This window comes from Nocardia violaceofusca NBRC 14427, assembly GCF_963869435.1.
Taxonomy (GTDB): Bacteria; Actinomycetota; Actinomycetes; order Mycobacteriales; family Mycobacteriaceae; genus Nocardia; species Nocardia aobensis.
This window is the reverse complement of record NZ_CAWMPM010000001.1, coordinates 185,607-210,113: the sequence shown is the minus strand read 5'-3', so window position 1 is coordinate 210,113 and position 24,507 is coordinate 185,607. Positions and strand designations below refer to the sequence as shown.

General features: G+C 68.4%; 28 protein-coding genes. 15 read left to right on the top strand and 13 right to left on the bottom strand.

What is annotated here, in order from left to right; genetic code table 11:
• Nucleotides 1–4: 4 nt before the first annotated feature.
• Nucleotides 5–196, top strand: coding sequence for a (2Fe-2S)-binding protein (locus AC5592_RS01070; RefSeq protein ID WP_083871380.1), 192 nt, complete (start codon nt 5–7; stop codon nt 194–196).
• A gap of 58 nt (nt 197–254) precedes the next feature.
• Nucleotides 255–737, top strand: a complete 483-nt coding sequence (gene bfr / locus AC5592_RS01065; protein ID WP_036507864.1) for a bacterioferritin — start codon at nt 255–257, stop codon at nt 735–737.
• A gap of 60 nt (nt 738–797) precedes the next feature.
• Here the strand turns inward: bfr and AC5592_RS01060 are convergent, their stop codons facing one another.
• Genes AC5592_RS01060 through AC5592_RS01030 form a run of 7 tightly spaced genes read right to left on the bottom strand, consistent with a single transcriptional unit; the run spans nt 798 to nt 7,451 of the window.
• A complete protein-coding gene (locus tag AC5592_RS01060) occupies nt 798–1,946 on the bottom strand; it encodes an acyl-CoA dehydrogenase family protein (protein ID WP_036507861.1) in 1,149 nt (382 codons plus the stop codon).
• A 13-nt stretch (nt 1,947–1,959) separates the two neighbouring features.
• Nucleotides 1,960–3,105 (bottom strand): thiolase family protein, encoded by a 1,146-nt coding sequence (locus AC5592_RS01055; RefSeq protein ID WP_036507858.1) that lies wholly within the window; start codon nt 3,103–3,105, stop codon nt 1,960–1,962.
• The gene (locus tag AC5592_RS01050; protein ID WP_063063078.1) at nt 3,098–3,937 is read right to left on the bottom strand and encodes an enoyl-CoA hydratase/isomerase family protein; all 840 of its coding nucleotides are present in this window, start codon (nt 3,935–3,937) and stop codon (nt 3,098–3,100) included. Before AC5592_RS01050 ends, AC5592_RS01055 begins: the two co-directional genes overlap by 8 nt.
• A complete protein-coding gene (locus tag AC5592_RS01045; RefSeq protein WP_063063077.1) occupies nt 3,927–5,171 on the bottom strand; it encodes a CaiB/BaiF CoA transferase family protein in 1,245 nt (414 codons plus the stop codon). The genes AC5592_RS01050 and AC5592_RS01045 overlap by 11 nt, the downstream gene beginning before the upstream one ends.
• Entirely contained in the window at nt 5,171–5,935 is a 765-nt protein-coding gene (locus AC5592_RS01040; protein WP_063063076.1) for an SDR family NAD(P)-dependent oxidoreductase, read from the bottom strand. The genes AC5592_RS01045 and AC5592_RS01040 overlap by 1 nt, the downstream gene beginning before the upstream one ends.
• Nucleotides 5,935–7,113, bottom strand: coding sequence for an acyl-CoA dehydrogenase family protein (locus AC5592_RS01035; protein WP_063063075.1), 1,179 nt, complete (start codon nt 7,111–7,113; stop codon nt 5,935–5,937). The genes AC5592_RS01040 and AC5592_RS01035 overlap by 1 nt, the downstream gene beginning before the upstream one ends.
• A 32-nt stretch (nt 7,114–7,145) precedes the next feature.
• Nucleotides 7,146–7,451: a hypothetical protein gene (locus tag AC5592_RS01030; protein WP_036510142.1), complete on the bottom strand. Its 306-nt coding sequence runs from the start codon at nt 7,449–7,451 to the stop codon at nt 7,146–7,148.
• A gap of 295 nt (nt 7,452–7,746) precedes the next feature.
• On the opposite strand from AC5592_RS01030, the gene AC5592_RS01025 reads away from it, so the two are divergent.
• From AC5592_RS01025 to AC5592_RS00975, 11 genes are all read left to right on the top strand, one after another.
• Nucleotides 7,747–8,277, top strand: a complete 531-nt coding sequence (locus AC5592_RS01025; RefSeq protein ID WP_063063074.1) for a carboxymuconolactone decarboxylase family protein — start codon at nt 7,747–7,749, stop codon at nt 8,275–8,277.
• A 4-nt stretch (nt 8,278–8,281) separates the two neighbouring features.
• Nucleotides 8,282–9,547: an aromatic ring-hydroxylating oxygenase subunit alpha gene (locus AC5592_RS01020; protein WP_036510135.1), complete on the top strand. Its 1,266-nt coding sequence runs from the start codon at nt 8,282–8,284 to the stop codon at nt 9,545–9,547.
• Nucleotides 9,534–9,875: a hypothetical protein gene (locus AC5592_RS01015; protein WP_036510129.1), complete on the top strand. Its 342-nt coding sequence runs from the start codon at nt 9,534–9,536 to the stop codon at nt 9,873–9,875. Before AC5592_RS01020 ends, AC5592_RS01015 begins: the two co-directional genes overlap by 14 nt.
• Nucleotides 9,876–9,879: 4 nt before the next feature.
• A complete protein-coding gene (locus AC5592_RS01010) occupies nt 9,880–11,091 on the top strand; it encodes a metal-dependent hydrolase family protein (RefSeq protein WP_063063073.1) in 1,212 nt (403 codons plus the stop codon).
• Nucleotides 11,078–11,494, top strand: a complete 417-nt coding sequence (locus tag AC5592_RS01005; RefSeq protein ID WP_036510123.1) for a nuclear transport factor 2 family protein — start codon at nt 11,078–11,080, stop codon at nt 11,492–11,494. Before AC5592_RS01010 ends, AC5592_RS01005 begins: the two co-directional genes overlap by 14 nt.
• The gene (locus tag AC5592_RS01000; protein ID WP_063063072.1) at nt 11,494–12,630 is read left to right on the top strand and encodes an acyl-CoA dehydrogenase family protein; all 1,137 of its coding nucleotides are present in this window, start codon (nt 11,494–11,496) and stop codon (nt 12,628–12,630) included. Before AC5592_RS01005 ends, AC5592_RS01000 begins: the two co-directional genes overlap by 1 nt.
• Before the next feature lie 16 nt (nt 12,631–12,646).
• On the top strand, nt 12,647–13,444 hold the full coding sequence (locus AC5592_RS00995) for an acyl-CoA dehydrogenase family protein (protein WP_063063071.1): 798 nt from the start codon (nt 12,647–12,649) through the stop codon (nt 13,442–13,444).
• A gap of 98 nt (nt 13,445–13,542) precedes the next feature.
• A complete protein-coding gene (locus AC5592_RS00990; RefSeq protein ID WP_063063186.1) occupies nt 13,543–14,346 on the top strand; it encodes an inositol monophosphatase family protein in 804 nt (267 codons plus the stop codon).
• A 75-nt stretch (nt 14,347–14,421) separates the two neighbouring features.
• Nucleotides 14,422–15,123 (top strand): response regulator, encoded by a 702-nt coding sequence (locus AC5592_RS00985; RefSeq protein WP_051025568.1) that lies wholly within the window; start codon nt 14,422–14,424, stop codon nt 15,121–15,123.
• Nucleotides 15,120–16,202, top strand: coding sequence for a sensor histidine kinase (locus AC5592_RS00980; protein WP_084506251.1), 1,083 nt, complete (start codon nt 15,120–15,122; stop codon nt 16,200–16,202). Before AC5592_RS00985 ends, AC5592_RS00980 begins: the two co-directional genes overlap by 4 nt.
• A 74-nt stretch (nt 16,203–16,276) precedes the next feature.
• Nucleotides 16,277–17,839, top strand: coding sequence for a DUF4153 domain-containing protein (locus AC5592_RS00975; protein WP_232329139.1), 1,563 nt, complete (start codon nt 16,277–16,279; stop codon nt 17,837–17,839).
• Between the two features lie 66 nt (nt 17,840–17,905).
• On the opposite strand, the gene AC5592_RS00970 is transcribed toward AC5592_RS00975, so the two are convergent.
• The 5 genes from AC5592_RS00970 to AC5592_RS00950 all read right to left on the bottom strand — a co-directional run bounded on the left by AC5592_RS00970 (nt 17,906) and on the right by AC5592_RS00950 (nt 22,299).
• Complete coding sequence (locus AC5592_RS00970) at nt 17,906–18,625, bottom strand: 3'(2'),5'-bisphosphate nucleotidase CysQ (protein ID WP_030516349.1); 720 nt, start codon at nt 18,623–18,625, stop codon at nt 17,906–17,908.
• Nucleotides 18,626–18,813: 188 nt separating this feature from the next.
• Entirely contained in the window at nt 18,814–19,347 is a 534-nt protein-coding gene (locus AC5592_RS00965; protein ID WP_232329138.1) for an MTB12 C-terminal domain-containing protein, read from the bottom strand.
• Nucleotides 19,344–20,129 carry an enoyl-CoA hydratase gene (locus AC5592_RS00960; protein WP_063063070.1) on the bottom strand — a complete coding sequence of 262 codons (786 nt, stop codon included), beginning with the start codon at nt 20,127–20,129 and terminating at the stop codon, nt 19,344–19,346. The genes AC5592_RS00965 and AC5592_RS00960 overlap by 4 nt, the downstream gene beginning before the upstream one ends.
• A 9-nt stretch (nt 20,130–20,138) precedes the next feature.
• Nucleotides 20,139–21,317: an acyl-CoA dehydrogenase family protein gene (locus AC5592_RS00955; RefSeq protein ID WP_063063069.1), complete on the bottom strand. Its 1,179-nt coding sequence runs from the start codon at nt 21,315–21,317 to the stop codon at nt 20,139–20,141.
• Nucleotides 21,301–22,299: an acyl-CoA dehydrogenase family protein gene (locus AC5592_RS00950; protein ID WP_063063182.1), complete on the bottom strand. Its 999-nt coding sequence runs from the start codon at nt 22,297–22,299 to the stop codon at nt 21,301–21,303. Before AC5592_RS00950 ends, AC5592_RS00955 begins: the two co-directional genes overlap by 17 nt.
• Nucleotides 22,300–22,477: 178 nt before the next feature.
• Between AC5592_RS00950 and AC5592_RS00945 the strand changes: the two genes are divergently transcribed.
• Nucleotides 22,478–23,131, top strand: a complete 654-nt coding sequence (locus AC5592_RS00945; protein WP_036510110.1) for a TetR/AcrR family transcriptional regulator — start codon at nt 22,478–22,480, stop codon at nt 23,129–23,131.
• A 44-nt stretch (nt 23,132–23,175) separates the two neighbouring features.
• On the top strand, nt 23,176–23,988 hold the full coding sequence (locus AC5592_RS00940) for an acyl-CoA thioesterase (protein WP_063063068.1): 813 nt from the start codon (nt 23,176–23,178) through the stop codon (nt 23,986–23,988).
• A gap of 49 nt (nt 23,989–24,037) precedes the next feature.
• On the opposite strand, the gene AC5592_RS00935 is transcribed toward AC5592_RS00940, so the two are convergent.
• Nucleotides 24,038–24,490 (bottom strand): nitroreductase/quinone reductase family protein, encoded by a 453-nt coding sequence (locus tag AC5592_RS00935; protein WP_371507048.1) that lies wholly within the window; start codon nt 24,488–24,490, stop codon nt 24,038–24,040.
• Nucleotides 24,491–24,507: the final 17 nt, after the last annotated feature.

The following is a 24,507-nucleotide window of genomic DNA, read 5'->3' as shown; positions in this document are numbered from 1 at the left end:
GACCGTGTACATCTGCATCTGCAACGCCGTCTCCGAGGCAGACGTGCACACCTGCGTCGCCGCCGGCGCCTGTTCGACCAAACAAGTGAAGAAGGCCTGCGGGTGGAAGCCGGGTTGCGGCTCGTGCACCGCCCGATTGGCCGAGGCGATAGGCCGAGCGCGCACCGACGTACCGGCCGAGCCGACTGCTGCCTGACACCGACACGCACCCCGCTCATTCCCCTGATCTGTGATATGTGCCACGATCACACGTCATGGATGGCGACAAGGAAATCATCGCGCTGCTCAACGAGCAGTTGACGGCCGAACTCACCGCGATCAATCAGTACTTCCTGCACGCCAAGATGCAGGAGAACTGGGGCTACCCCAAGCTGGCCCGGCACACACGTCACGAATCCATCGATGAGATGAAGCACGCCGAGGTCCTCACCGATAGGATCCTGTTCCTCGACGGTCTGCCGAACTACCAGAAGCTGAATCCGCTGCGGATCGGCCAGACCGTCCCGGAACAGTTGCGGGCCGACCTGGAGATCGAGATGGAGGCCGTGACCCGGCTGCGCGGCGGGATCGAGCTGATGCGCTCACGCGGCGACGTCACCTCCGCCCGCATCTTCGAGTCGATCCTCGAGGACGAGGAAGGCCACGTCGACTACCTCGAAACCGAGATCGCACTGCTGGGCGCGCTGGGTGAGCAGCTCTATCTGCAGCGCTACACCGATACCCCCGAAGGGGACTGACGCCGGCACCGCACCCGGCCGCCGATCTTTCGCGGCCGGGTGTTCGTGTGTCGAAAACGCTTACAACGCCAGCGATTTGGCGATGATCGTCTTCATCACCTCACTGGTGCCGGCGTAGATGCGCGCCACCCGGGCATCGGTGTAGAGCCGCGCGATCGGATATTCCATCATGTAGCCGTAACCGCCGAACAACTGCAGGCAGCGATCGACCACCCGGGCCTGCACCTCCGTGCAGAACAGCTTCACGCGGGCGGCGTCGGCGCCGGAGAGCACCCCGTCGACCAGGTCGGCGACCGCCCGATCCAGCATGGTCTGGGCCGCCTCGATCTCGGCGGACATGGCCGCCAATTCGAATTTCGTGTTCTGGAACGAGGCGACCGGCGTGCCGAATGCCTTGCGCTGCTTCACATAATCGACGGTCGCGGTGAGCGCGGCGCGCGATTGCGCCACCGAGCCGACAGCGACGGTCAGCCGTTCCTGGGGCAGATTGTGGCCGAGGTAGCCGAAGGCCGCACCCTCCTCGCCGAGCCGGTTCGCCACCGGCACCCGCACCTCGTCGAACGACAGCTCGACGGTGTCCTGGACCTTGCAGCCCATCTTCTCCAGCACCCGGCCACGAGCGAAGCCGGGCATGCCGCCCTCCACGACCAGCAGTGTCAGCCCGTGCCGGCGGTTGTCCGGATCGGTGGAGGTCCGGCACACCACGATTACCAGATCGGCCAGCAGCCCACCGGTGATGAACGTCTTGGCTCCGCTGAGAACGTAGTGGTCTCCGTCGCGGACGGCGGTGGTCCGCACCCCGGCCAGATCCGATCCGGTGCCGGGTTCGGTCATGGCGATGGCGGTCAGCAGCTGGCCCGAGGCCAGGCCGGGAAACCAGCGCTCGCGCTGGCCGGCGTCGGCGTAGTCGAGGAAGTACGGCAGGATCACGTCCAACTGGGTGCGCACGGTCGACAGCGTGACCAGCGCCCGCGCGGCCTCCTCCTGCAGCACCACGTTGTAGCGGTAGTCGCGCAGCCCCGCTCCTCCGTACTCCTCGGGGATAGCGATGCCGAGCAGGCCTGATTCGCCCAGCCGCGTGAAGATTTCGCGCGGCATCCGGCCGGCGCGTTCCCAGTCCGGGTAGTTCTCGACCACATGTTTGTCGATGAATTCGCGGGCCAGTGCCCGGAACGATTCGTGGTCGGCGGTGAACAGTTCTCGGCGCACGCCGGTTCTCCGATCAGTTCAGCAGTTCGACGACGGTGGCGTTGGCGGTACCGCCGCCCTCGCACATGGTTTGCAGGCCGTAGCGAATGCCGTTGTCGCGCATGTGATGGACCATGCGGGTCAGCAGGACCGCGCCCGACGCGCCGAGCGGATGGCCGAGCGCGATGGCTCCGCCCAGCGGATTCACCCGGTCGAGGTCGGCGCCGGTTTCGGCCAGCCAGGCCAGCGGCACCGGTGCGAACGCCTCGTTCACCTCGAACACTCCGATCTCGGCGAGCGACAGCCCGCACCGGCGCAGCACCTTCTCCGTCGCCGGGATCGGGCCGGTGAGCATCAGTACCGGATCGGCGCCGGTCACCGCGCCCGCGCGATAGCGGACCAGCGGGGTCAGGCCCAGTTCACGCGCCCGGTCCGGAGTGGTGACCAGCACCGCGGCCGCGCCGTCGGAGATCTGTGACGAATTGCCGGCGTGGATCACGCCGTCGGCACGGAAGGCCGGTTTCAGCCGGGCCAGCGTCTCGGCGGAGGTGCCGCGGCGGATGCCTTCGTCGGCGCCGATCGTGACCGTACCGGCGGGCACGTCGACGATCTGATCGTCGAAGGCCCCGCGGTCGACGGCCGCAGCCGCCAGTTCGTGCGAGCGGGCGGCGTAGTCGTCGAGACGAGTGCGGGTGAAACCCCACTTCTCGGCGATCAGTTCGGCCGAGATGCCCTGGTCGAAGGAGAAATCGTGATAGCGGGCACGGGCTTTCGGCCCGTACGGCATGCCGGTGGCGCGGGCCGAGCCCAGCGGAACCCGGCTCATCACCTCCACACCGCCGGCGATCACGAGGTCCTGCTGCCCCGAACCGACCACGGCGGCGGCGAAATCGACTGCCTGCTGGCTGGATCCGCACGCGCGGTTGATCGTGGTGCCGGGCACGGTTTCCGGCCAGTCCGCGGCCAGTACCGCGTAGCGGCCGATATTCGAGGACTGGTCGCCGACCTGGGCGACACATCCCCAGATGACGTCGTCGACGAGGGCCGGATCCAGACCGGTGCGCTCGGCCAGCGCGGTCAGCACCAGCGCGGACAGGTCCGCGGGGTGGATGCCGGCCAGGGCGCCGTTGCGTTTGCCGATCGGGGTGCGGACCGCCGCGGCGATGACTACCTCACGCATCTGTTCGACTTTCCTTGTCGGGCCGGTCCGTACGGCGGATCGGCGGCCTGGTCACCGTCCAGCGGCCGGTGAACCGGGGTGGGCGTTTCTCGGCGAAGGCGGCGAAGGCCTCGGGTGCGTCGGCGGTGGCGAAATTGATGCCCTGTGCCCGCGCCTCCCCGGCCAGCGCCTCCCGCAGACTGCGGTCGGCGCCCTCGTTGAGCAGAGCCTTGGTCTGGGCCAGCGCCACCGGCGAGCCCGCCGCGAGCCGTGCCGCCAGGTCGTCGACGAACGCGTCGATCTCGGCGTCGTCGCACAGCCACGTCACGAGGTTCAGCTCGCGCGCCTGTTCGCCGTCGATCGTCTCGCCCAGCAGCGCAAGTCTTTTCGCCTGTTGCAGCCCGGCGATCTTGGGCAGCAGCCAGGTGCCGCCCAGATCCGGGGAGAGGCCGCGCCGGGCGAAGATCTGCGAGAACCGGGCGTGCGGGGTGGCGACGACGAAGTCGCAGCCGAGCGCGAGATTCCACCCGGCACCGATGGCCACGCCGCGCACCTTCGCCACGGTCGGCATCGGCAGTTCGTGCAGGGCCAGAGCGACCTCGGTCAGTGCCCGCATCCGATAGGTCGGATGGGTGTTGTCCGGCGTGGAAATATCCGCGCCGGAACAGAATTCACCGCCCGCGCCGGTGAGGACCACCGCCCGCACGTCGAGATCGGTCGCGGTGGCGCGCAGCACGTCCTCCAACGCCGACCACAGTGCGGCGTCGATCGCGTTCTTGTGATGTGGCCGATTCAAGGTCAGGGTGCGCACACCCGCCTGATCGGTGCACAGCAGAACCGCATCATCGGGCATGGGCGGCACCTGTCCCGGTGTATCGGAGTCCGATCGCGCCGTCAGCTCGCCACCGCTCGATCTCCTCTGCGCTGCAACCGATTTCGTTCAAGACAGCATCGGTGTGCTCGCCCAGGCCCGGCACCGCGCCCATCGGCGGGTGATAGCCCTCGATCACGGCCGGGGGAAGCAGGGACGGGATCGGCCCGTTCGGGGTGTCGATCCCGCGCCAGCGGCCGCGCTCGGACAGTTGTGGGTGGGCCAGGACCTCGCTCGGCCGGTTGTAGCGCGCATTGCCGATGCCGGCGGCGTCGGCGGCCGCCTGGATCTCGGCCAGATCGTGTCGCGCACACCAGCTTCCGATCGCCTCGTCGAGGTCGGCGCGCTGGGCGACCCGGCCGGGATTGGTGCGGAAGCGCTCGTCGGCGGCCAGATCCGGGCGTTGCAGGATGTCGCGGGCCAGGCGCTGCCATTCCCGATCGTTCGTGGTCCCCAGCACCACGGTCTGTCCATCGGCCGTGGGGTAGGCGCCGTAGGGCGCCACGGCGGGTGAGCTCATGCCGAGCGGCTGCTGGTCGATTCCGCTGTGCCGGGCGTAGGTGAGGTGATAGCCCATCAGCTCGGCCATGGTGTCGAACAGGCTCACCGATATCGCTGTGCCCGGCCCCGGCCCGCGCCGCAGCCGCCCGCACAGCGAGGCCACGATCGACAGCGCCGCGTACAGACCCGTGGTCACATCCGCCACCGGTGGCCCGGGTTTGGCGGGCGCGCCAGCCGTGCCGGTCACCGCGCACACTCCGGCCTCGGCCTGGACCAGCAGGTCGTAGGCGCGTTTGTGCGACAGCGGCCCGCCCGCGCCGAATCCGTCGATGGTCAGCGAGATCAGATCCGGGTGCCGGCTGTCCAACTCCGCCGGCGACAATCCCAGCCGATCGAGCGCGCCGGGTGCGAGATTGGCGACCAGCACGTCGGCACGGTCCAGCAGGCGATGCAGAAGATCGACGCCCGCAGCCGATTTCAGGTCGAGAGTGACCGATTCCTTACCGCGATTGACCCAGACGAAATGCGCGGCCTGCCCCTCGACCACGTCGTCGTAGTAGCGGGCGAAGTCGCCGCCGTCCGGGTTCTCCACCTTGATCACCCGGGCTCCGAAGTCGGCGAGGGTGCGCGTGCACATCGGCGCGGACACCGCCTGTTCCAGCGCCACCACCGTCACCCCGGCGAGCGGGCCCGCCGCCTGCGGATCGATGATCATCACATCACCATGCCGCCGTCCACCGGCAGCACCTGCCCGGTGACGAAGGAGGCGGCGTCGGAGGCGAGGAAGACGAACGCCCCGGCCACCTCGTCCGGTTCGGCCCAGCGGCGCAACGGAATTCGGTTCAGCATCTGCGCGGCGAATTTCTCGTCGGTGCGGATGGTGGTGGTCATCGGCGTGGCCGCCAGCGGCGCCAGCGCGTTCACCAGGATGTTCTTGCGGGCCAGCTCGCGGGCCAGCGATTTGGTGATGCCCACGATCGCGGCCTTGGCGGCCGAATAGTTCACCTGCCCCAGGGTTCCGGTCAGCCCGGCCGAGGAGGTGACATTGATGATGCGCCCGGTGCCGTCGGTGGGCAGATACGGCAGCGCCGCCTGCGCGCAGTTGAAGGTGCCCAGCGCATGGATGTCGTAGAGGCGGCGCATCGAATCCACGGTGGTGGCGCCGAACATCGCGGGCGCCGTCACACCGGCGTTGTTGACCACGATGTGCAGCGTGCCGCCGGCCAGCGCCGCGCCCTGCTCGGCCGCGGAATCGGCTGCGGCACGGTCGGATACGTCCAGCGCGCAACTCGCCGCGCGCCCACCGCCGCCGACGATCTTGTCGGCGACCGCCGCCGCGGCGGCGGCATCGATATCGGTGACCAATACCGCTGCGCCCGCGGCCGCGAGCGCCTGCGCCACCGCCGATCCGATGCCGCCCGCGGCGCCGGTGACCATGGCCGCGCGGCCGGTCAGATCGAAAAGTCCTCGTGCCGGCATCAATAGCTCCTCGGCAATCCCAATGTGTGCGAACCCAGGTAGTTCAAGATCATTTCCTGGCTGACGGGAGCGATGCGCATGACGCGCGCCTCGCGGAAGTAGCGGGCCACGTGATATTCCTCGGCGTATCCCATCCCGCCGTGGGTCTGCATGGCGCGGTCGGCGGCGGTGAAGCCGGCGTCGGCACACAGATATTTGGCCGTATTCGCCTCGCGGCCACAGGGTTTCCCGTGGTCGTAGAGCCAGGCCGCCTTCCGCAGCACCAGTTCCGCGGCGTCCAGATGGGCCAGCGAGTCGGCGAGCGGGAACTGGATGCCCTGATTCATGCCGATCGGCCGTCCGAAGACCACGCGTTCACCGGCGTATCTGACCGCCCGGTCCAGCGCGACGCGCCCGATGCCGAGTGCCTCGGCGGCGATGAGCATCCGTTCCGGATTCAGCCCGTCGAGCAGATAGCGAAACCCCTCGCCCTCCTCGCCCACTCGGTCCGCGACCGGAATCCGCAGATCGTCGATGAACACCTCGTTGGAGGAGACCGCGTTGCGGCCCATCTTGGTGATCGGGCGGATATCGATGTGCGCACGGTCGATATCGGTGAGGAACAGGGTCATTCCGTCGGTTTTGCGCGTCACCTCGTCGTAGCCGGTGGTCCGGGTCAGCAGCAGGATCTTCTCCGATTCCAGCGCCTTGGAGATCCACACCTTGCGGCCGTTGACGATGTAGTGGTCGCCGTCGCGGCGGGCGAAGGTCGTGATCCGGCTGGTGTCCAGGCCCGCGCCCGGTTCGGTGACACCGAAGCAGACGTGCAGGTCTCCGGCCGCCACCCGCGGCAGCGTCCGCCGCTTGAGTTCCTCGGAGCCGTATTTGACCACCGGCTGCATGCCGAAGATGGACAGATGGATCGCGGTGGCGGCGTTCATTCCGCCACCCGAACGGGCGACCTCCTCGGCGAGGATGGTCGCCTCGGTCAGTCCCAGCCCGTGGCCGCCGTACTCCTCGGGAATGGTGATGCCGAGCCAGCCGCCGGCGGCGATCGCCTGGTAGAACTCCGTGGGGAATTCGTGGTCCTGGTCCTTCCGCATCCAGTAGCGGTCGTCGAATCTGCGGCACAGTTCGGCCACGGCCGAGCGGATCACCTGCTGATCCTCGGTCGGCTCGAAGGTCATTCCGGCGGACATGCGCACTCCTGCTCTCCGGTCACCGCACTCGCTCAGTCCGAGGCGGGCAGCGCCTTGGCCGCCTTGATCGTCATGGGGGCGCCGTCGCAGCTCAGTTCGCCGGAACCCGAACTGGTGCAGAGCAATTCGACGGTGTCGGCGGCGTCGACGTAGCGCTTGCCGATCAGGGTCACCGGTTCCCCCGCGGCGGGGGCGACCGGTGGTGCGCTCGCGGCGGGAACCAGAGGGCTTCCACCGCAAGTCACTACGGGATCCGCATCGGCGGGCGCGCGCACCACTACCACCTTGGTGCCGCAGACGGTGCTGGCGAGCTGTTCACCGGGACGCAGGGCTGCCATGCTCTCGACTCCTCTTTCCTGGACTATCCACCTAGAAAACTATCTTCTCATATTTGGAGAATCAACCTTCTACTTCCGCATCCGGGACGCCCCGCACCCCTACTCTCCCGCCTCGCCGAACGGGCGGCGTCGTCGGCAGCGACGACCGGTGGGCACTCCACGCACCTCGCATGAACCGCTTCCGACCAGCCCCTTTCGATCTATCCCCGGTGGACATTGACGAGTCGGCCCCCGGCGTGAAAATCTATTGGTCGGTTGAGGAGAATGTCATTCTCCTGAATGAGAGGAGGAGAGGATGCGCCTGCCGCCCCTGCCGGCCGATCAATGGGACGATCGGACCCGCGGCGCCCTGGCCGCTCTGCTGCCACGTGCTCGGCGCAATCCCGACGGCGCCGGACCCGCGATGTCGGCTCTGGCCAGGCATCCGGACCTGGCCGAGGCGTATCTCGGCTTCGGCGTCTATCTGCTGTTCCGATCCACCTTGCCGCCACGCGTGCGCGAGATCGCGATCCTGCGCATCGCGCACCGCCGCCAGTGCGCCTACGAATGGGCCCACCATGTCGCGATGGCCGACTCGACCGGTCTGTCCGACGCCGATGTCGACGGGATCCGCGACGGTCGGCTCACCGGCGAGTTCGATCGGCTGCTGCTCGCGGCGGTCGACGAACTCGACGAGAAGTCGCAGCTGTCGGACACCACCTGGGCCGCGTTGAGCGACTATCTCGACGAACGCCAGCGCATGGATCTGGTCTTCACCGTCGGCGGCTACGCCATGGTCGCGATGGCCTTCAACACCTTCGGCATCCAGCCCGATCACGAGAGGTAATCCCTTGCCGCACTTCAGCAAACCAGCCGCCGGAAGCTGGACCGAGCACTATCCCGAACTGGGGACCGGCACCGTCGACTACACCGATTCGATCGACCCGCAGTTCTACGAGGACGAGCGCAACGCCATCTTCCGCAAGAGCTGGCTGTGCGTCGGCCGCGACGTGCTGCTGCCGCGTAAGGGCAGCTACTTCACCAAGGAACTGGCCTGCATCGGCACCTCGCTGATCATCGTGCGCGGCACCGACGACGTGATCCGCGCCTTCCACAACATCTGCCGCCACCGCGGCAACAAACTCGTGTGGGACGACTTCCCGAACGAGGAGACCTCCGGCACCTGCCGGCAGTTCACCTGCAAGTACCACGCCTGGCGCTACAACCTCGACGGCACCTGCACCTTCGTCCAGCAGGAGAAGGAATTCTTCGGCATGGACAAGGCCGACTACGGCCTCGCCGATGTGCGCTGCGAAGTGTGGGAGGGGTTCATCTTCGTCAATGTCGATCCCGAGGCCCCGCCGCTGCAGGATTATCTCGGCCCGATGGTGAAGGGACTGGAGGGATTTCCCTTCCACGAATTCACCGAGGTCTACAGCTACAAGGCCGAGGTGGGCAGCAACTGGAAGTTGTTCATCGACGCGTTCGCCGAGTTCTACCACGCGCCGATCCTGCATATGAAGCAAGCGGTGAAGGACGAGGCCGACAAACTGGCCGACGTCGGCTTCGAGGCACTGCACTATCAGATCGACACTCCGCATTCGATGGTGTCCTCGTGGGGCGGTATGGCACCGCCGAAGGACCTCGGCATGGTCAAGCCGATCGAGCGGGTGCTGCGCTCGGGCCTGTTCGGACCGTGGGACCGGCCCGATATCGAGGGGCTGGATCCCATGCCCGCCGGTATCAATCCGTCCGGCCATCGCGCCTGGGGTGTGGACGAATTCGATGTATTCCCCAATTTCGCGATCCTGGTCTGGGCGCCGGGCTGGTTCCTCACCTACAACTGGTGGCCGACCTCGGTGCGCACGCACATCTTCGAGGCGAATCTGTATTTCGTACCTCCCGAGAACGCCCGCGAACGGCTGCGCCAGGAATTGGCGGGTGTGACGTTCAAGGAATACGCGTTGCAGGACGCCAACACCTTGGAGGCCACCCAGACGATGCTGGAAACCGGTGTCGTCAAGGAATTCCCGCTCAACGACCAGGAAGTCCTGCTGCGGCATCTGCATCATGTCGCGCAGCGCAAAGTTCAGGAGTACCGCGATGCCGACGTCTGAGACGAAGAAACTGCCCGGGGAATTCACCGAACTGGAGAAGTTCTCCGACTGGATCATCGATACCGAGCCCGAACGCTATCGCAAGCGGCTCGCCTCCGATATGGCGCAGATGCAAGCATTCTACGACGCCGCATTTCCCCGGCTCGAGGAGGCGCTCGACTATCTGGATCAGTTCCCGCTCGACGACATGCCCGACGACGCACGGTATCTGACACATCTGATGCAGTCGCTGATCATGGTGTCGTTTCCGGTCGAGGTGTGGAAGCAGCCCCGGGTGCCCGATTCGGGCGCGGCCTATCTGGATCTCGTGCGCGAGACGGTGGTGTAGGCCGATGCTGACGCTGAAGGCCGCCGGAGTCCTCGACATCGACTCCGGGGAGATCATCCGGCCCGGCGTGGTCCGCGTGGCAGACGACCGCATCGTCGGCGTGGGCGGCGAACCCGAGGGCGAGGTCCTCGATCTCGGCGATCTGGTGCTCCTGCCCGGCCTGATGGATATGGAAGTCAACCTGCTCATGGGCGGGCGCGGGGAAACCGGGCTGGCCTCCAGCGTCACCGACGATCCGGCCACGCGGGTGCTGCGCGCGGTGGGCAACGCCCGCCGTACGCTGCGCGCGGGGTTCACCACCGTGCGCAATCTGGGCCTGTTCGTCAAAACCGGTGGCTATCTGCTGGATGTGGCGCTGGGCAAGGCGATCGACAAGGGATGGGTGGACGGTCCGCGGATCGTGCCGGCCGGGCACGCCATCACGCCCACCGGCGGTCATCTGGATCCGACCATGTTCTCCGCGTTCATGCCCGACGTCTTACACCTCAGCATCGAGGAGGGCATCGCCAACGGTGTCGACGAGGTGCGCAGGGCGGTGCGCTACCAGATCAAGTACGGCGCCCAGCTGATCAAGATCTGCGTATCGGGTGGCGTCATGTCGCTCACCGGAGCCCCTGGCGCACAACATTATTCGGACGAGGAACTGCGCGCGATCGTCGACGAGGCGCATCGGCGCGGACTCAAGGTCGCCGCACACACCCATGGCGCGGAGGCAGTGCGCCACGCGATCGCCGCCGGAATCGACTGCATCGAACACGGTTTCCTGATCGACGACGAAACCATCGCGCAGATGGTCGCCGCCCGCACGTGGCTGGTGCCCACCACCCGCCTGGCCGACGCCATGGACGTCTCCAAGGCCGATCCGGCGCTGCAGGCCAAGGCCGCGGAAATGTTTCCGAAGGCGCGCCTGTCGGTCAAGGCCGCCTACGACGCCGGGGTGCGCATCGCGGTCGGCACCGACGCGCCCGCCATCCCGCACGGCCGCAACGCCGACGAACTGGTGGCACTGGTCGAACGCGGATTGAAGCCCATCGACGTGTTGCGGGCGGGCACGGTCGACGCCGCCGAACTCATCGACGCCGACGACCGCGGCCGGCTGGCCCCCGGCCTGCTCGCCGACATCATCGGTGTGCCGGGCAATCCCGTCGACGACATCACCGTGACCCAGGACGTGCGATTCGTGATGAAAGGCGGAAAAGTGTATGTCCAGAAATGACGATCTGCTCGATATCCAGCAGCTGCTGGCACGCTACGCGGTCACCATCACGAAGGGCGATATCGAGGGGCTGCTGGCGGTGTTCACGCCCGACGGCACCTACCGCGCCTTCGGCGACACCTACACCCTCGACGTCTTCCCCGAGCTGGTGGCGGCCGCGCCGAAGGGGCTGTTCCTCACCGGCACACCGGTTCTCGACATCGACGGCGACAGCGCCACCGGCACCCAACCGCTGTGCTTCGTCGAACACAGCACCCACGACATGCGCATCGGGTACTACACCGACACCTACGCCCGCACCCGGGACGGATGGCGATTGCGCACGCGGGCGATGACGTTCATCCGGCGCAGCGGCGACCACGATTCCGGGATTCCGCACGCGTTCGACCGGCCCGCGGTCTGATGGACTCGCACACCGGGCACGCCGCAGGCGAAACACGCGCCGGGACAACGGATATCGTGAGCTTTCGCGCGAACCTGCGGCGCTGGCTCGATACCACCGACCTGTCTCCCGGCCCGGACAATTCCCTCAGCGGGCAGGTCGCTCAGCTGGCCCGGGTGCGCCACGCTCTGTTCGAGGCCGGGTGGATGCGCTACGGCTGGCCCGAACACGTCGGTGGGCTCGGCGGGCCGGCGGCGTTGCGGGCCGTGCTCGGTGAGGAGGTCGCGACCCGCGGGCTGGCGGAACCGGGGATCTATTCGATGGTGGAAGTGCTCGCGCCCACGATGATCTCCTACGCCCGGCCCGAACTCGCCGCGCGGATGGTACCGGCGCTGCTGTCCGGGCGCGAACAGTGGTGTCAGGGATTCTCCGAACCCGGGTCGGGCAGCGATCTCGCCTCCCTCAGCACCAAAGCCGTTGCCGACGGCGAGAACTGGGTGATCAGCGGGCAGAAGGTATGGACCAGCCTGGCGCAGTACGCCGCGCGTTGCGTATTGCTGACCCGCACCGCGCCGGGGCACGACGGCATCAGCGCCTTCTTCGTGGACATGGATTCCCCGGGAATCACGGTGCGGCCGTTGCGAACCATGCACGGCGTCGACGAATTCGCCGAAGTGTACTTCGACGACGTGGTGGTTCCCGGCGATCGCATGCTGGGCCGGCCCGGGGACGGATGGCGGGTGGCGATGGATCTGCTGCCGCACGAGCGGTCCACCTGCTTCTGGCACCGCATCGCCTACCTGTTCACCCGTGTGGACGCCCTGATCGCCGACACCGACCTGCGCGACGACGCCGCCCTGGGCGCGGCCTACCTCGCCCTGCACACCGTGCGCTGCCGATCGCACGCCACCCAGCGGCGGCTGGCGGACGGACAGCGCCTCGGACCGGAGACCTCGATCGACAAGGTGCTGCTGGCCACCGCCGAACAACAGCTGTTCGATACCGCGCGCGACATGCTGCCCGGCGCCATCGAATTCGATGACGAGCAATGGCGTACCGAATACCTGTATTCGCGCGCGGCCACGATCTACGGCGGAACGGCCGAGATCCAGCGCAATATCATCGCTCGCCGCCTGCTCGACCTCGGCCGGGAATGAGCGGAAGGATTCGATCATGGACGCCGATGAGATCACGCTGCTGACCGAGACCCTGCGCTCCACCATGACCGGCTGCACCGGTGACGCGCTCGATCGCGCCTTGCTCGACTTCGGCTGGCTCGATCTGCTGACCGAATCGCCGGAGGTGGCGATTCCTCTGGTATTCCGCCTGCTCGGCGAGACCGGCGCCCACGCGCCCGTCCTCAACGATGTGGTCGCCCACGCTGCGGGCCGTGCGCTTCCCGGTACCGTCGCGCTCCCCTTCGCCGGGGGCCGCTGGGTGGTGTGGGAACGAACCGTTGCCGCACAACCGGTTTCCGCGGTACCGGCGCTCGACCCGGAACTCCCTGTGCGCCGAGTCCTCGCGGGAGAGACGCTCCCGTTGACCGAGGGCCGTCGCGCCCTCGCGTGGTGGCTGGTGGGGACCAGCCGCGCGATGCTGAACCTGGCCCGCCGCCACGCCCTCGACCGTATCCAGTTCGGCCGGCCCCTGGCCGCTCATCAGGCGGTCCGGCACCGGCTGGCCGAGACACTGGTAGCCATCGAGGGCGCCGAGGCGACGCTGGCGACGGCCCACACCGATCTCGGCGCGCTCCTGGCCAAAGCCGCCGCCGGCCACGCCGCCCGCCTGACCGCACGGCACTGCCAGCAGGTCCTGGGCGGCATCGGGTTCACCGCCGAACACGACTTCCATCGGCACGCCCGCCGGGCCCACGTCCTCGACGGATTGCTCGGCAGCGCAGCGGAACTGACACGCGAAGCGGGCGCCTGGGTGCGCACGCGCGGCACCGCACCTCGGCTCGCGCAGCTGTGAGACGGCTGCGGCCGATGCCCCGAGGTTTGCACGCCTGGTTCAGCATCGGTCGACGCTAGGCGGTGGCAGTGTCCATCGGCTGCGGATAGCTTGCAGTGGTGCACGACCACCTCGACGACGATCTCCGTTTCGCCCATGTCCTCGCCGATTCCGCCGACGCGGTGAATATGGACCGGTTCAAGGGCCTCGATCGTGCGGTCCGGGCGAGACCGGATCTGGCCGCGGTGACCGACGGCGAGAACGCCGTGGAAAAACTCGTCCGCGGCCAGCTGCGCCGGTCCCGCCCGCGCGACGCGGTCCTCGGTGCGGGCGACGGACTGGAGGGCGGCGGTCCGCGCTGCTGGGTGGTCGACGCCATCACCGGACTCAAGAACTATGTGCGCGGAGTCCCGGTGTGGGCCACGCAGATCTCCCTGCTCGAGGTGTCCGCGGGTGGATATCGCCCCATCGTCGGCGTCGTCTCCGCGCCCGCCCTCGCCCGCCGCTGGTGGGCCGCGAAGGACCACGGCGCCTTCACCGGTCGCAGCCTGACCTCGGCCTCCCGCCTGCGGGTCTCCGGCGTCTCGAACCTGACGGACGCCTCCTTCGCCTACTCCACCGTCACCGCCTGGGAAGAGGACGGCCGGTTGAACAGCTTCCTCGCCCTGTCCCGCGACGTCTGGCGCACCCGCGCCTACGGCGAATTCTGGTCCTACATGATGCTCGCCGAGGGCGCGATCGACAGCTGCGCCGATCCCCGCCTGTCCCCGGGCGATATGGCCGCCAACGCGGTCATCGTCACCGAGGCCGGCGGCACCTTCACCGGCTTCGACGGCACCCCCAGCCCCCTCAGCGGAGGTGCGGTCGCGTCGAACGGATTGCTGCACAACGAGTTACTGGAGTATCTGCGCCGCCGCGACTGATACCGCGACCGACCACACAGAATCTCCACAACTGATACCGGTTCTCTCCACACGAGATCGCTAGGCTCCCGGAGCATGGAACAGAACCCACTGGTGGAGGGCACGCCGGCGCGGCGGATCCTGGTCGTGGACGACGAATCCACGATCGCGGAATCGGTTGCGGCGCGGCTGCGGGCCGAAGGGTTCACGGTCGCCACGGCCCCGGACGGACCGGCGGCGGTGGCGGCCGCGACGACGTTCGAACCGGACCTGGTGGTCCTCGACGTCATGCTGCCCGGCTACGACGGGCTGGAGGTGTGCCGGCGGATCCAGTCCGAGCGCTCGATACCGGTGCTGATGCTCACCGCGCGGACCGACGAGACCGACCAGCTGATCGGTCTCGGTGTGGGCGCGGACGACTATCTGACCAAACCGTTCTCGCTGCGGGTGCTCACCGCGCGCGTGCATGCGCTGCTGCGGCGGGTCGAGCGCGCAGGTGATCAGCGCGGGGCGGTCACCGTGGTCGGCGATCTGCGCATCGACAGCGATCAGCGCAGGGTCTGGCGCGGCGGGGTCGAAGCCCAGCTCACGCCGCTGGAATTCGATCTGCTGGCCCGCCTCGCCCGGCGTCCCCGCGCGGTACTCGCCCGGGAGCGGCTCCTCGAAGAGGTCTGGGACTGGGCGGATGCGGCCGGTACCCGGGCCGTCGACAGTCATGTCAAGGCGTTGCGACGCAAACTCGGCGCCGACCTGATCCGCACCGTCCACGGCGTCGGCTATGCCCTGGAGACCCGATGAGCGCGCGTGCCGGCCTCGACCCCGATGACCGTGCCGATCTCCGGACTTCGAGACTGGTAACGCAGCTGTCGGATCGGCTACCGCGGCCGCTGGATCGCATCCGATCCATCAAACTCAAACTGGCCGTCCTGATGACCTTCTCGGGCGGGCTCGCCTTCGCCTGGTTCAGTCACCGGATCGGCTGGCTGCCGCCGATGACCACACTGACCGCGATGCTCATCGCCCTGGTGTCGTCCCAATTCCTGGCGCACGGCATCACCACGCCGCTGCGGGAGATGACCGCCGCGGCGCAACGCATGGCACACGGCGACTACACCAGCCGGGTGCGCGCGTCCTCCCGCGACGAGGTGGGGCAACTGGCCGACGCGTTCAATCGGATGGCGACCGACCTCGCCGCCGCCGACCGGCAGCGCCGCGAACTGATCGCCAATGTCTCGCACGAGTTGCGCACCCCCATCACCGCCTTGCACGCCGTCCTGGAGAACCTGGTGGACGGCGTATCCGAGCCCGACCCGAAAACACTGGAAACCGCACTGGCACAGACCGAACGGCTCGGCCGGCTCGTCTCCGAGCTACTCGATCTGTCCAGCATCGAGGCCGGAGCGATCCCGCTCGACCGCGAACAATTCGATATCGCACCGACTTTCGCGACGGTGACCGCCGAGGCGGAGGTCATGACCGCGGCCCTCGGGCGCGGTATCCACTTCCGCAGCGAGATCGATCCCGCCACCGCCACCGTGTACGCCGACCGCGCCCGCCTGCACCAGGTATTGCTGAACCTGCTGGACAACGCCGCCCGGCACGGCCCCGCCGGCGGCGAAGTCCGCCTGCTCGCCCACACCGCGGGCGAGCACCTCGTCATCGACGTCGAGGACGACGGACCCGGTATTCCTCCCGCGCAACGCGAGCGCATCTTCGACCGCTTCACCCGAGGCGGCAGCACCGACGACGGCGGCACCGGGCTCGGCCTCGCCATCGCCCGCTGGGTGGTCGACCTGCACCACGGCTCCATCGCGGTCGCCGACCCCGGCTCACGGATCCGCGTGATACTCCCGGCCACCGCGCCGCACCACTACTGACAGCCCGAATCTCACAGCCCGGCAGACCGATTCGGTCCCGGGCCGATACCGCACACCCTCAGGAGGGACCAGCTGTGCCCGAAGAACCCACCCTCGACCGCACGCGGACACCGGAACCGGCGGACTCCGCCGCCCACGATCATCCGGTACCTTCCGGCGCCTACTCGGAACCGGAGCGACGCGAAACCCCGCCGGACCTGGACGGCCCCGGGTCCGCACCACCCGTTCCGCCGCGCCGGCGACGGGTCGTCTACCCGGCGGGCGTGCTGCCCGCCGCGGGGGTGGCCGGTCTGGTCGCGGCGGCCACCATGTCCCTGGATCGGCCCGGAATCGGCTGGCTGCTCGCGGGTTCCGCCACCGCGGTCGCGGTCGGCACCGTCCATCGGCGCGCCACGAACCGGTCGGAAACACCCCCTGAACGCCGGATCCGGCCCGGCCGCTGGTGGGCGGCCGCCGCACTCGCATTGCTCGCGGTGGGCACCTTCCGGGCCGCGGGGTGGCTGTTCGTCCTCTGCCTGATCGCGGCGGCCGTGTGCGGGTCGCTGGCAGTGGTCGGGCGGCCGTCGGCGCGCGGAGTGCTGCACGACGCGATCGCGGTCCCGCTGGCCTCGGCCGGCGCCCTCGCCTGGGTGTACGCGGCGCAGGGCAGGCGGCGGGGCAGCGCCGGTGCACGGCACTGGCGGCTCGGTGCGTCCGTGGTTGCCACGGTGGTGATTCTGGCGGTGTTCGTGCCGTTGCTCGTCGGCGCCGACGCTACTTTCGCCGCCATCGTCACCGGACTGGTGCCGCGGATGGACGCCGCCACCACCACTCGATGGATCGTGCTGTTCCTGCTCGCCGCTACGGCAACCCTGAGCGCGTTGTACCTGCTCGCCGGTCCCCTCGCTCCTGCCGACGCACGGAGCCGACCCGCGAAACGCACACTGGCACGATTGGAATGGGCGCTGCCGGTCGGGGCGCTGACGGTGTTGTTCGCGTCGTTCCTCGGCGCGCAGCTGATAGCCCTGTTCGGTGGCGACGACTATGTGCAGCGCACCGCCGGTCTGACCTACGCCGACTACGCGCGCAGCGGATTCTGGCAACTGGCCGCGGTCACCCTGCTCACACTCGCCGTCATCCTGCCGGTACTGCACCGGGCCACCAGGGATTCGGCGACCGACCGTATCTGGCTGCGCGGCCTGCTCTGCACGATCAGCGGGCTCACCCTGGTGATCATCGCCTCCGCGCTCGGTCGCATGTGGACCTATCAGCAGGCATACGGATTCACGGTGCTGCGTCTGCTGGTCGGCACCTGTGAACTCTGGCTCGGCGTCGTCTACCTGCTGGTGATCGTCGCGGTCCTGCGCCTGGAAACGGCGTGGCTGCCGCGCACCACCCTCGCGACCGCGGTGGCCGCGCTGCTGGTACTCGCCGTCGCGAATCCCGAGGCGCTGGTCGCGTCGGAGAACATCGACCGCTGGCAGCGCGGTGAAGAACTCGATGTCGACTATCTGTCCGGGCTGTCGGCCGATATCGTTCCCGTCCTCGACCGTCTCCCGGCACCGATCCGCCTCGACCTGCGGCAGCGGCTCACCCACGGACGCGGCGACGAGACCTGGAACAGCTGGAACCTGGCCCGGAGGCGCGCGGGCGAATGACCGCGAGCACCGCGCAGGCGGCTCCGGCGCCGGCGGACGGACCGCGGCGCCGAAGGCCGTCGCTACTCAGATGCCGAAGTCTCGCAAGGCTTCCAGGACTTCGTCCGCCAGCTCCGGCCGGCAGATGAGCAGATCCGGGAGGTAGGGGTCGGGCTGGTTGTAGATCAGCGGTGAGCCGTCCAGGCGCGAGGTGTGCAGGCCCGCGGCGGCGGCCACCGCGACGGGTGCGCAGGAGTCCCATTCGTACTGGCCGCCGGAGTGGGCGTAGATGTCGGCTTCGCCGCGGACGACCGCCATCGCCTTGGCGCCGGCCGAACCCATGGGGATGGTGTCGGCGCCGAGTGCGGCGGTGAGGTGGTGCACGCAGGCCGGTGGGCGGCTGCGGGAGACGACGATGCGCGGCGGGCCGTCGTGGGCGGGCGGAAGTACCGGCGGCGCACCGGTTTCCAGCACCAGCCCGGGCACCGGAAGCGCGACGGCACCGATTTCGGCGCGGCCGTCCACCGCCAGCGCCACGTGCACGGCCCAATCCGCCCGCGGGGGCTGCCCGTATTCGCGCGTGCCGTCGAGTGGGTCGACGATCCAGACCCGGCTGCGGGAGAGGCGAATCGGATCGTCGGTGCTCTCCTCGGAGAGGACCGCGTCGTCGGGCCGCAGCTCCGCCAGCCGCTTCAGCAGCAGTTCATCCGAACGCCGGTCTCCGACCGCACCGCCCTGGTCACGAATCTCGAGCAGGAGCTCACCGGCTTCCCGGGCGAGCTCGGCGGCCACCGCGTGGTCGTCCATATTCGGTTCTCACTCTCCCGCCGGACGGCGAACCGACGCCGACCGGGCGCACCTGGCACGCCGGCGTTCGGCCGGCGCTCGCATCGCCCCGCGGTGATCGGCGGGACCCTTGCAGTGTGCCAGCCGCGCGGGCCGGGGCGGCGTGCCCCCTGCCGCTGCGGGTCGATCAGGGGGCCGGGAGCGACCGATCAGCAGGCGGGCGCGGTGCCGCCCTGCAACTTCAGCAGAGCGCAGAAGGTGGCGGCGGCGACCTTCCACTGCCCGTTCTCCTGCACGGCCTGCCCGGCCTGATCCGGCAGCACCGGATTGCCGCCCATCAGCAGCGTGTAGGTCACGTCGGCGTGATCGGCGTCGACGGTGGTGACCTTCGAGACCGTCGCGGAGGTGCCCTGCGCCTGCGGGTTGCCGGCCTGGGCAGCCAGCACAGGCGCGAAGACGTCGCCCTTCTCCACGGCGGCGGCGCGTTTGTCGGCGGGCTGTTTGGCGTCGAAGAACAGCACGTAGGCGTCGGTGACCGCCTTGGTGGTCGCCGGATCGGCCGCCGACGATCCCGCGGCGGGCGCGGCGGCGGCGGTGGTCGCCGCGGCGGCTGTCGTGGTGGGGGTGGCGTTGTCGGACTTGTCGTCGCTACAGCCGGTGACGGTCGCCGCCGCGATCACCGCGATGCCGCACAGACCCGCCGCACCGCGAATCATCTTGTTGCGCATGGATATGCCCTTCACTCGATCTTCTGTTTCATCTCGTCCAGGTTCACCAGAATCGGATAACCGTTGACGCTGAGCGCATTGCCGTGCCCGGTCTGGTGCACGTCGAACACCGACTGGATGGCCGCGTAGAAGCCCTGCACATCGAGGGTCTGATTGACCGCGCGCTTGGCCTGGCGCAGACCGAACGGCGGCATCGCGGCGATGCGTTCGGCCAATGCCCGGGTCTGCGCGTCCAGTTCGTCGCGCGGGACGACGGTATTGACCATGCCGACCTGTTCGGCCTCCCGCGCGGTGATCGGGCGCCCGGTGAACAGGATCTCCTTGGCCTTGCGTGGACCCAATTCCCAGGTGTGCCCGTGATATTCGACCCCACCGATGCCCATCAGCACCACCGGGTCGGAGAACTGCGCGTCCTCGGCGGCGACGATCAGATCGCACGGCCAGCACAGCAGCAGCCCACCGGCGATACAGCGGCCCTGGACCGCGGCGATCGACGGTTTCGGGGTGTTGCGCCAGCGCAGCGAGTACTCCAGATAACGCCGCGACTCGATGGCGTAGATGCGGTCGAGGGTGATCGTCGACGCGTCCGGCCAGGACCGGTCCTTCAGATCGTGTCCGGCGGAGAAGTGTTTCCCGTTGGCGCGCAACACGATCACCGACACCTCGTCGTCGGTGGCGGCGCGGGTCCAGGCTGCGTCGAGTTCGTCGAGCAGTTCGCCGTTCTGCGCGTTGGCCGCCTCCGGCCGGTTCAGGGTGATGGTCGCGATCCTGTCGGCGGCCTCGTAGGTGATGTACACGACGACTCCTCAGCCTCGGGGCAGGCCGAGCACGCGCTCGGCGATGATGTTGCGCTGGATTTCGGACGTGCCGCCGGCGATCGTCCCGGCGAAACTGCGGGTGTAGCGCTCGAACCAGCTGGCGCCGAAGGCATCCAGATTCAGCGGGTTGAACGGCGTGGTCCGCGCCGGATGGATCAGGCCGCGGGCTCCCTGCGCGCGCAGGGCATGTCCGGAGGCGGTCTGCACCGCCTCGGAGCCGAAGACCTTCAGCACCGACAGCGCCGCCACATCCTGTTCGCCGCGCGCGGCGCGGGCCAGCGCCGCCGAGCCGAGCAGCCGCAGGGCGTAGCTGTCCATGATCAATGTGGCGTAGTGATCACGATCGAGCACCGTCTCCGGGGCGAAATCGGCGGCCAGTTCCGCGAGCCGATCCGCGTAGGACAACCACAGCAGTGTGCGTTCGTGTCCGAGTGAACCGTTCGCGACGCCCCACCCCCCGTGCAGCGGGCCGACCAGATTCTGCGCCGGCACCCGCGCACCTTCGAAGAACACCTCGTTGAAATCCAGATCGTGCGGACCGCAGACCGAGGCGAACGGTCGTCGCGTCACGCCGGGGGTGTCGGTGGGAATCAGCAGCACGCTGATCCCCTTGTGTTTCGGCGCGTCCGGGTCGGTGCGCACGAAGGTCAGCAGCACATCGGCGTCGTGGGCGCCCGAGGTCCACACCTTCTGCCCGTCGACGACGAATTCGTCACCGTCGCGCACGGCCCGGGTGCGCAGACCGGCCAGATCCGATCCCGCGCCGGGTTCGCTCATGCCGAGCGCGGCGGTGATCTCCGCGCGCAGAATCCTTCTCGCCCACCGGGTTTTCTGCTCCTCGGTGCCGAACGACAGCAGCGAGGCGGCGACGATTCCGACGCCCTGCGGATTGAAGCTGTGATAAATGCGCCGGTTCGACAACTCCTGCAGATGCACGTACTGCTGCAGGATGGTGGCATCGCGCCCGCCGAATTCGGGCGTATTGCCGGGCAGCAGCCAGCCGTGATCGAACTGCAGCCGCTGCCAGTCACGCGCCCATTCGGGCACGTCGGCACTGGAATGCGACCGCCGCCGGCTCGCGGTGGCCGCATCGGGCAGATGGGCGTCGAGGAAGGCCACGAATTCGGCCCGGAACTCCTCGACGTCGTCGTCAAATCTCAGTTGCACGGCACTCCTCGGCGATCAGCGCCCGGTGTTCGGCCGCACCGCCGAGCATCAGCTCGCCGGCCTGGGCTCGTTTGAGCGCGAACTGCAGGTCGTTCTCCCAGGTGAAACCCATGGCTCCGAACAGCTGTAATCCGTTGCGGAACACCACGTTCTGACACTCCCCCGCGCCGGCCTTCGCCATCGAGGCCGCCAGCGCCCGGCGCGGGTCGTCCTCGGCGATGGTCAGCGCCGCGAAATAGGCCAGCGCCCGGGCCCGCTCGATCGCCACGTGCATATCGGCGGCCTTGTGTTTGACCGCCTGCAGCGAGCCGATCGGCACGCCGAACTGATGGCGGGCGCGCACATGGTCCAGCACCAGGTCCAGAATCCGCTGGCAGGCGCCGACGACGGTCAGAGCCATCCCGGTGGCGGCGAATTGGCGCGCCCGCGCCACATCCACGGTGCTGCGCCGATCGTGTCCGGCGCGCACGCCGTCGAAGCGCACCTCGGCGATGTGCAGCACCGGATCGAAGACCGCGCTGCGGCGCACCTGCACCTCGGCCGCCGGCACCACGAACACACCCGCCGGGGTCACCACCGCGAACCGTTCGGCGCGGTCGCCGTCGAGGACGTGGTGGGCGGTGCCGCCGAGCACCCAGCCGTCGGCGTCGAGGACCGCGTCGACACCCTCGTACACGGCCGTGCCGGCCACCGCGGCATCGGTGAATTCCGTTGCCAGCGGGGCGAATTGGGTCATCGTGGCCAGATACGGCGTGGGATCGGTCGCCCGGCCCAGTTCCTCGAGGACGATCGCCAGCTCGACAGCGGCCGCGTCGCCGGTCAATTCGGTCCAGCCCAGCTCGATGTAGGTGCGCCACAACGGCATCGGGTCGCCGCCCTTGTCGGCGATCTCGCGGATCAGCGACGCCGGACACTGTTTGCCGACCGCCTCGCGCACGGTGTCACGCCAGAGTCTTTGTTCGGAGTCGAACTCCAAAAGCATCCCGGACCGCCTCTCTGGCCACTAGACTGCCTACCGACGCGAGAATAGCATTCTCCACAACAGAAAGTAACAGTCTCTCGTGCCGTTCCCGAACACGCGCCCTCAGTGGCCGGGAACATGACATTCTCCGGTACAGTGCATTCATGTTCTGCACACATAACCAAGGACCGAGCCGACCGTGAGCAGCCCCAGCGAAGAGCCCGCCTGGAAGCAACGCGCCGTCGAGCGCTCGATCCGGACCGCGAAATTGCGTGCCGAACAGCGAGTACAGCGCTTCCTCGACGCGGCCCAGGCCATCATCACCGAAAAGGGCACCACCGATTTCACCGTGCAGGAAGTGGTGGACCGCTCCAAACAATCGCTGCGCAGCTTCTACCTGCAGTTCGACGGTAAACACGAACTGCTGCTGGCCCTGTTCGAGGATGCGCTCAGCCGCACCGCGGACCAGCTCCGGGCGGCCGCCGACGGGCAGGACGATCCGATCGACCAGCTGCGGGTGACCATCGAGCTGCTGTTCGAACTGAGCCGTCCGGATCCGACCGCGCAGCGGCCGCTGTTCACGGATTTCGCTCCGCAGCTGCTGGTTTCACATCCCGCGCAGGTGAAGGTGGCGCATGCACCGCTGCTGGGCCTGATCACGGAGTTGATGGAGAAGGCCCAGGAGCAGGGCCGATTGCGCAAGGAACTCAATGCGCGCCGGACCGCGGCGATGGTCATGCAGACGGTGATGTTCACCGCGCAGTCCACCGGCGGCACCGACGAGGAGACCACCCACCCGATCACCGCCGAGGAAGTCTGGAACTTCTGCGCTCACGGCTTTGCTCAAGACTGAGAATTCAATTCTCATTATAGAGAAGGTCGCTTACACTCGGACTCATGCCCGATCTGTGGAGCGACCTTCTCGCTTGTCTCGACCTGCGTTCGGTTCCGGCCGGCGACGACCGCGATACCGCGGTGTTCTCCGGCCCCAACCAGAGCCTGGGGTACTACCGGATCTTCGGCGGCCAGTTGCTGGCGCAATTCGTCCGCGCCGCGCAACTGACCTGTCCGGACAAGTCCGTCAAATCGCTGCACGCGCTGTTTCCTCGCGAGGGTAAACCGGACGAGGCGCTGCGATACCGCGTCCAGGTCCAGCATCAGGGGCGGACCTTCGCCTCGGTCACCGTGCTGGCCGAGCAGGCCTCGGGAATCGTTGCCAGCGCGGCGATTTCACTGCACGCCGCCGACGACGGCCCCGAGCAGCAGGCGACCGCGCCGATCGGACCGCTGCTCTCGGCCGAACACAAGGCCGGCTTCGACATCATCCCGTGGGAGACACGGACGAACGTCGATCTCGACGACACCGGTTCGGCCGCACCGGAATTCGAGTTGTGGATGCGAACACCGGCCGCCGACGTCGCGCTCGCGCCGGCGTTGACCGGTTACGCCACCGACCTCACGCTGATCGGCACCGCGCTGCGCCCGCTCGAGGGGGTGTGCCAGCGCGGCAACGGCACCGCGTTCCGCTCGGCGGTCACCAGCCACACCCTCTGGTTCCACCGGCCGTTCCGCACCGACGAGTGGCTGTTGCTGCGCCAGGACAGCCCGGTGATGGCGCAGGGCCGCTGCTTCGGCCGGGGGGACGTGTTCACCGAGAACGGTGCACTGGTCGCCTCCTTCGCGCAGGAAGCCATGGTGCGCTTCCCATAGCCCGAATACACTGCCGCACAGCACATCCGGTGCGCGTCATACGGGGTGCTCACTCGCCGCGCGGCGACAACTCGATCAGCGGAATCCGCCGGGCCGTGCGCTTCTGATAGTCCGCATAGCCCGGATAGGCCCGCACCACCTGCGGCCACCGCGCCTCGCGTTCGGCCGGAGTGAGTACGCGCGCGGTCATGGGACGTGCGGCCCCGTGCCGGAAGGACACCTCGACGCGGGGTTCGGCGCACAGGTTGTGGTACCAGGCGGGCGAGACGGCGTCTCCGCCCCGCGACGCCACGACCAGATAGCGGTCACCGTCCACGATCGGGACCGTGAGCACCACGGTGTGCGGCCGCCCGCTGCGTCGGCCGGCGGTGGTCAGGGTGAGCGTGGGCATGTTCTTGAAGCGGGTACCGATGCGGCCACCGGTGACGTCGAGCAGTGTGCGGTGCAGGCTGGTCACGGTCTTCAGGCGCAGGTCGGTGGCGATACGGCGGGTGTCGGGCACGGGAGCTCCTCGGGTCG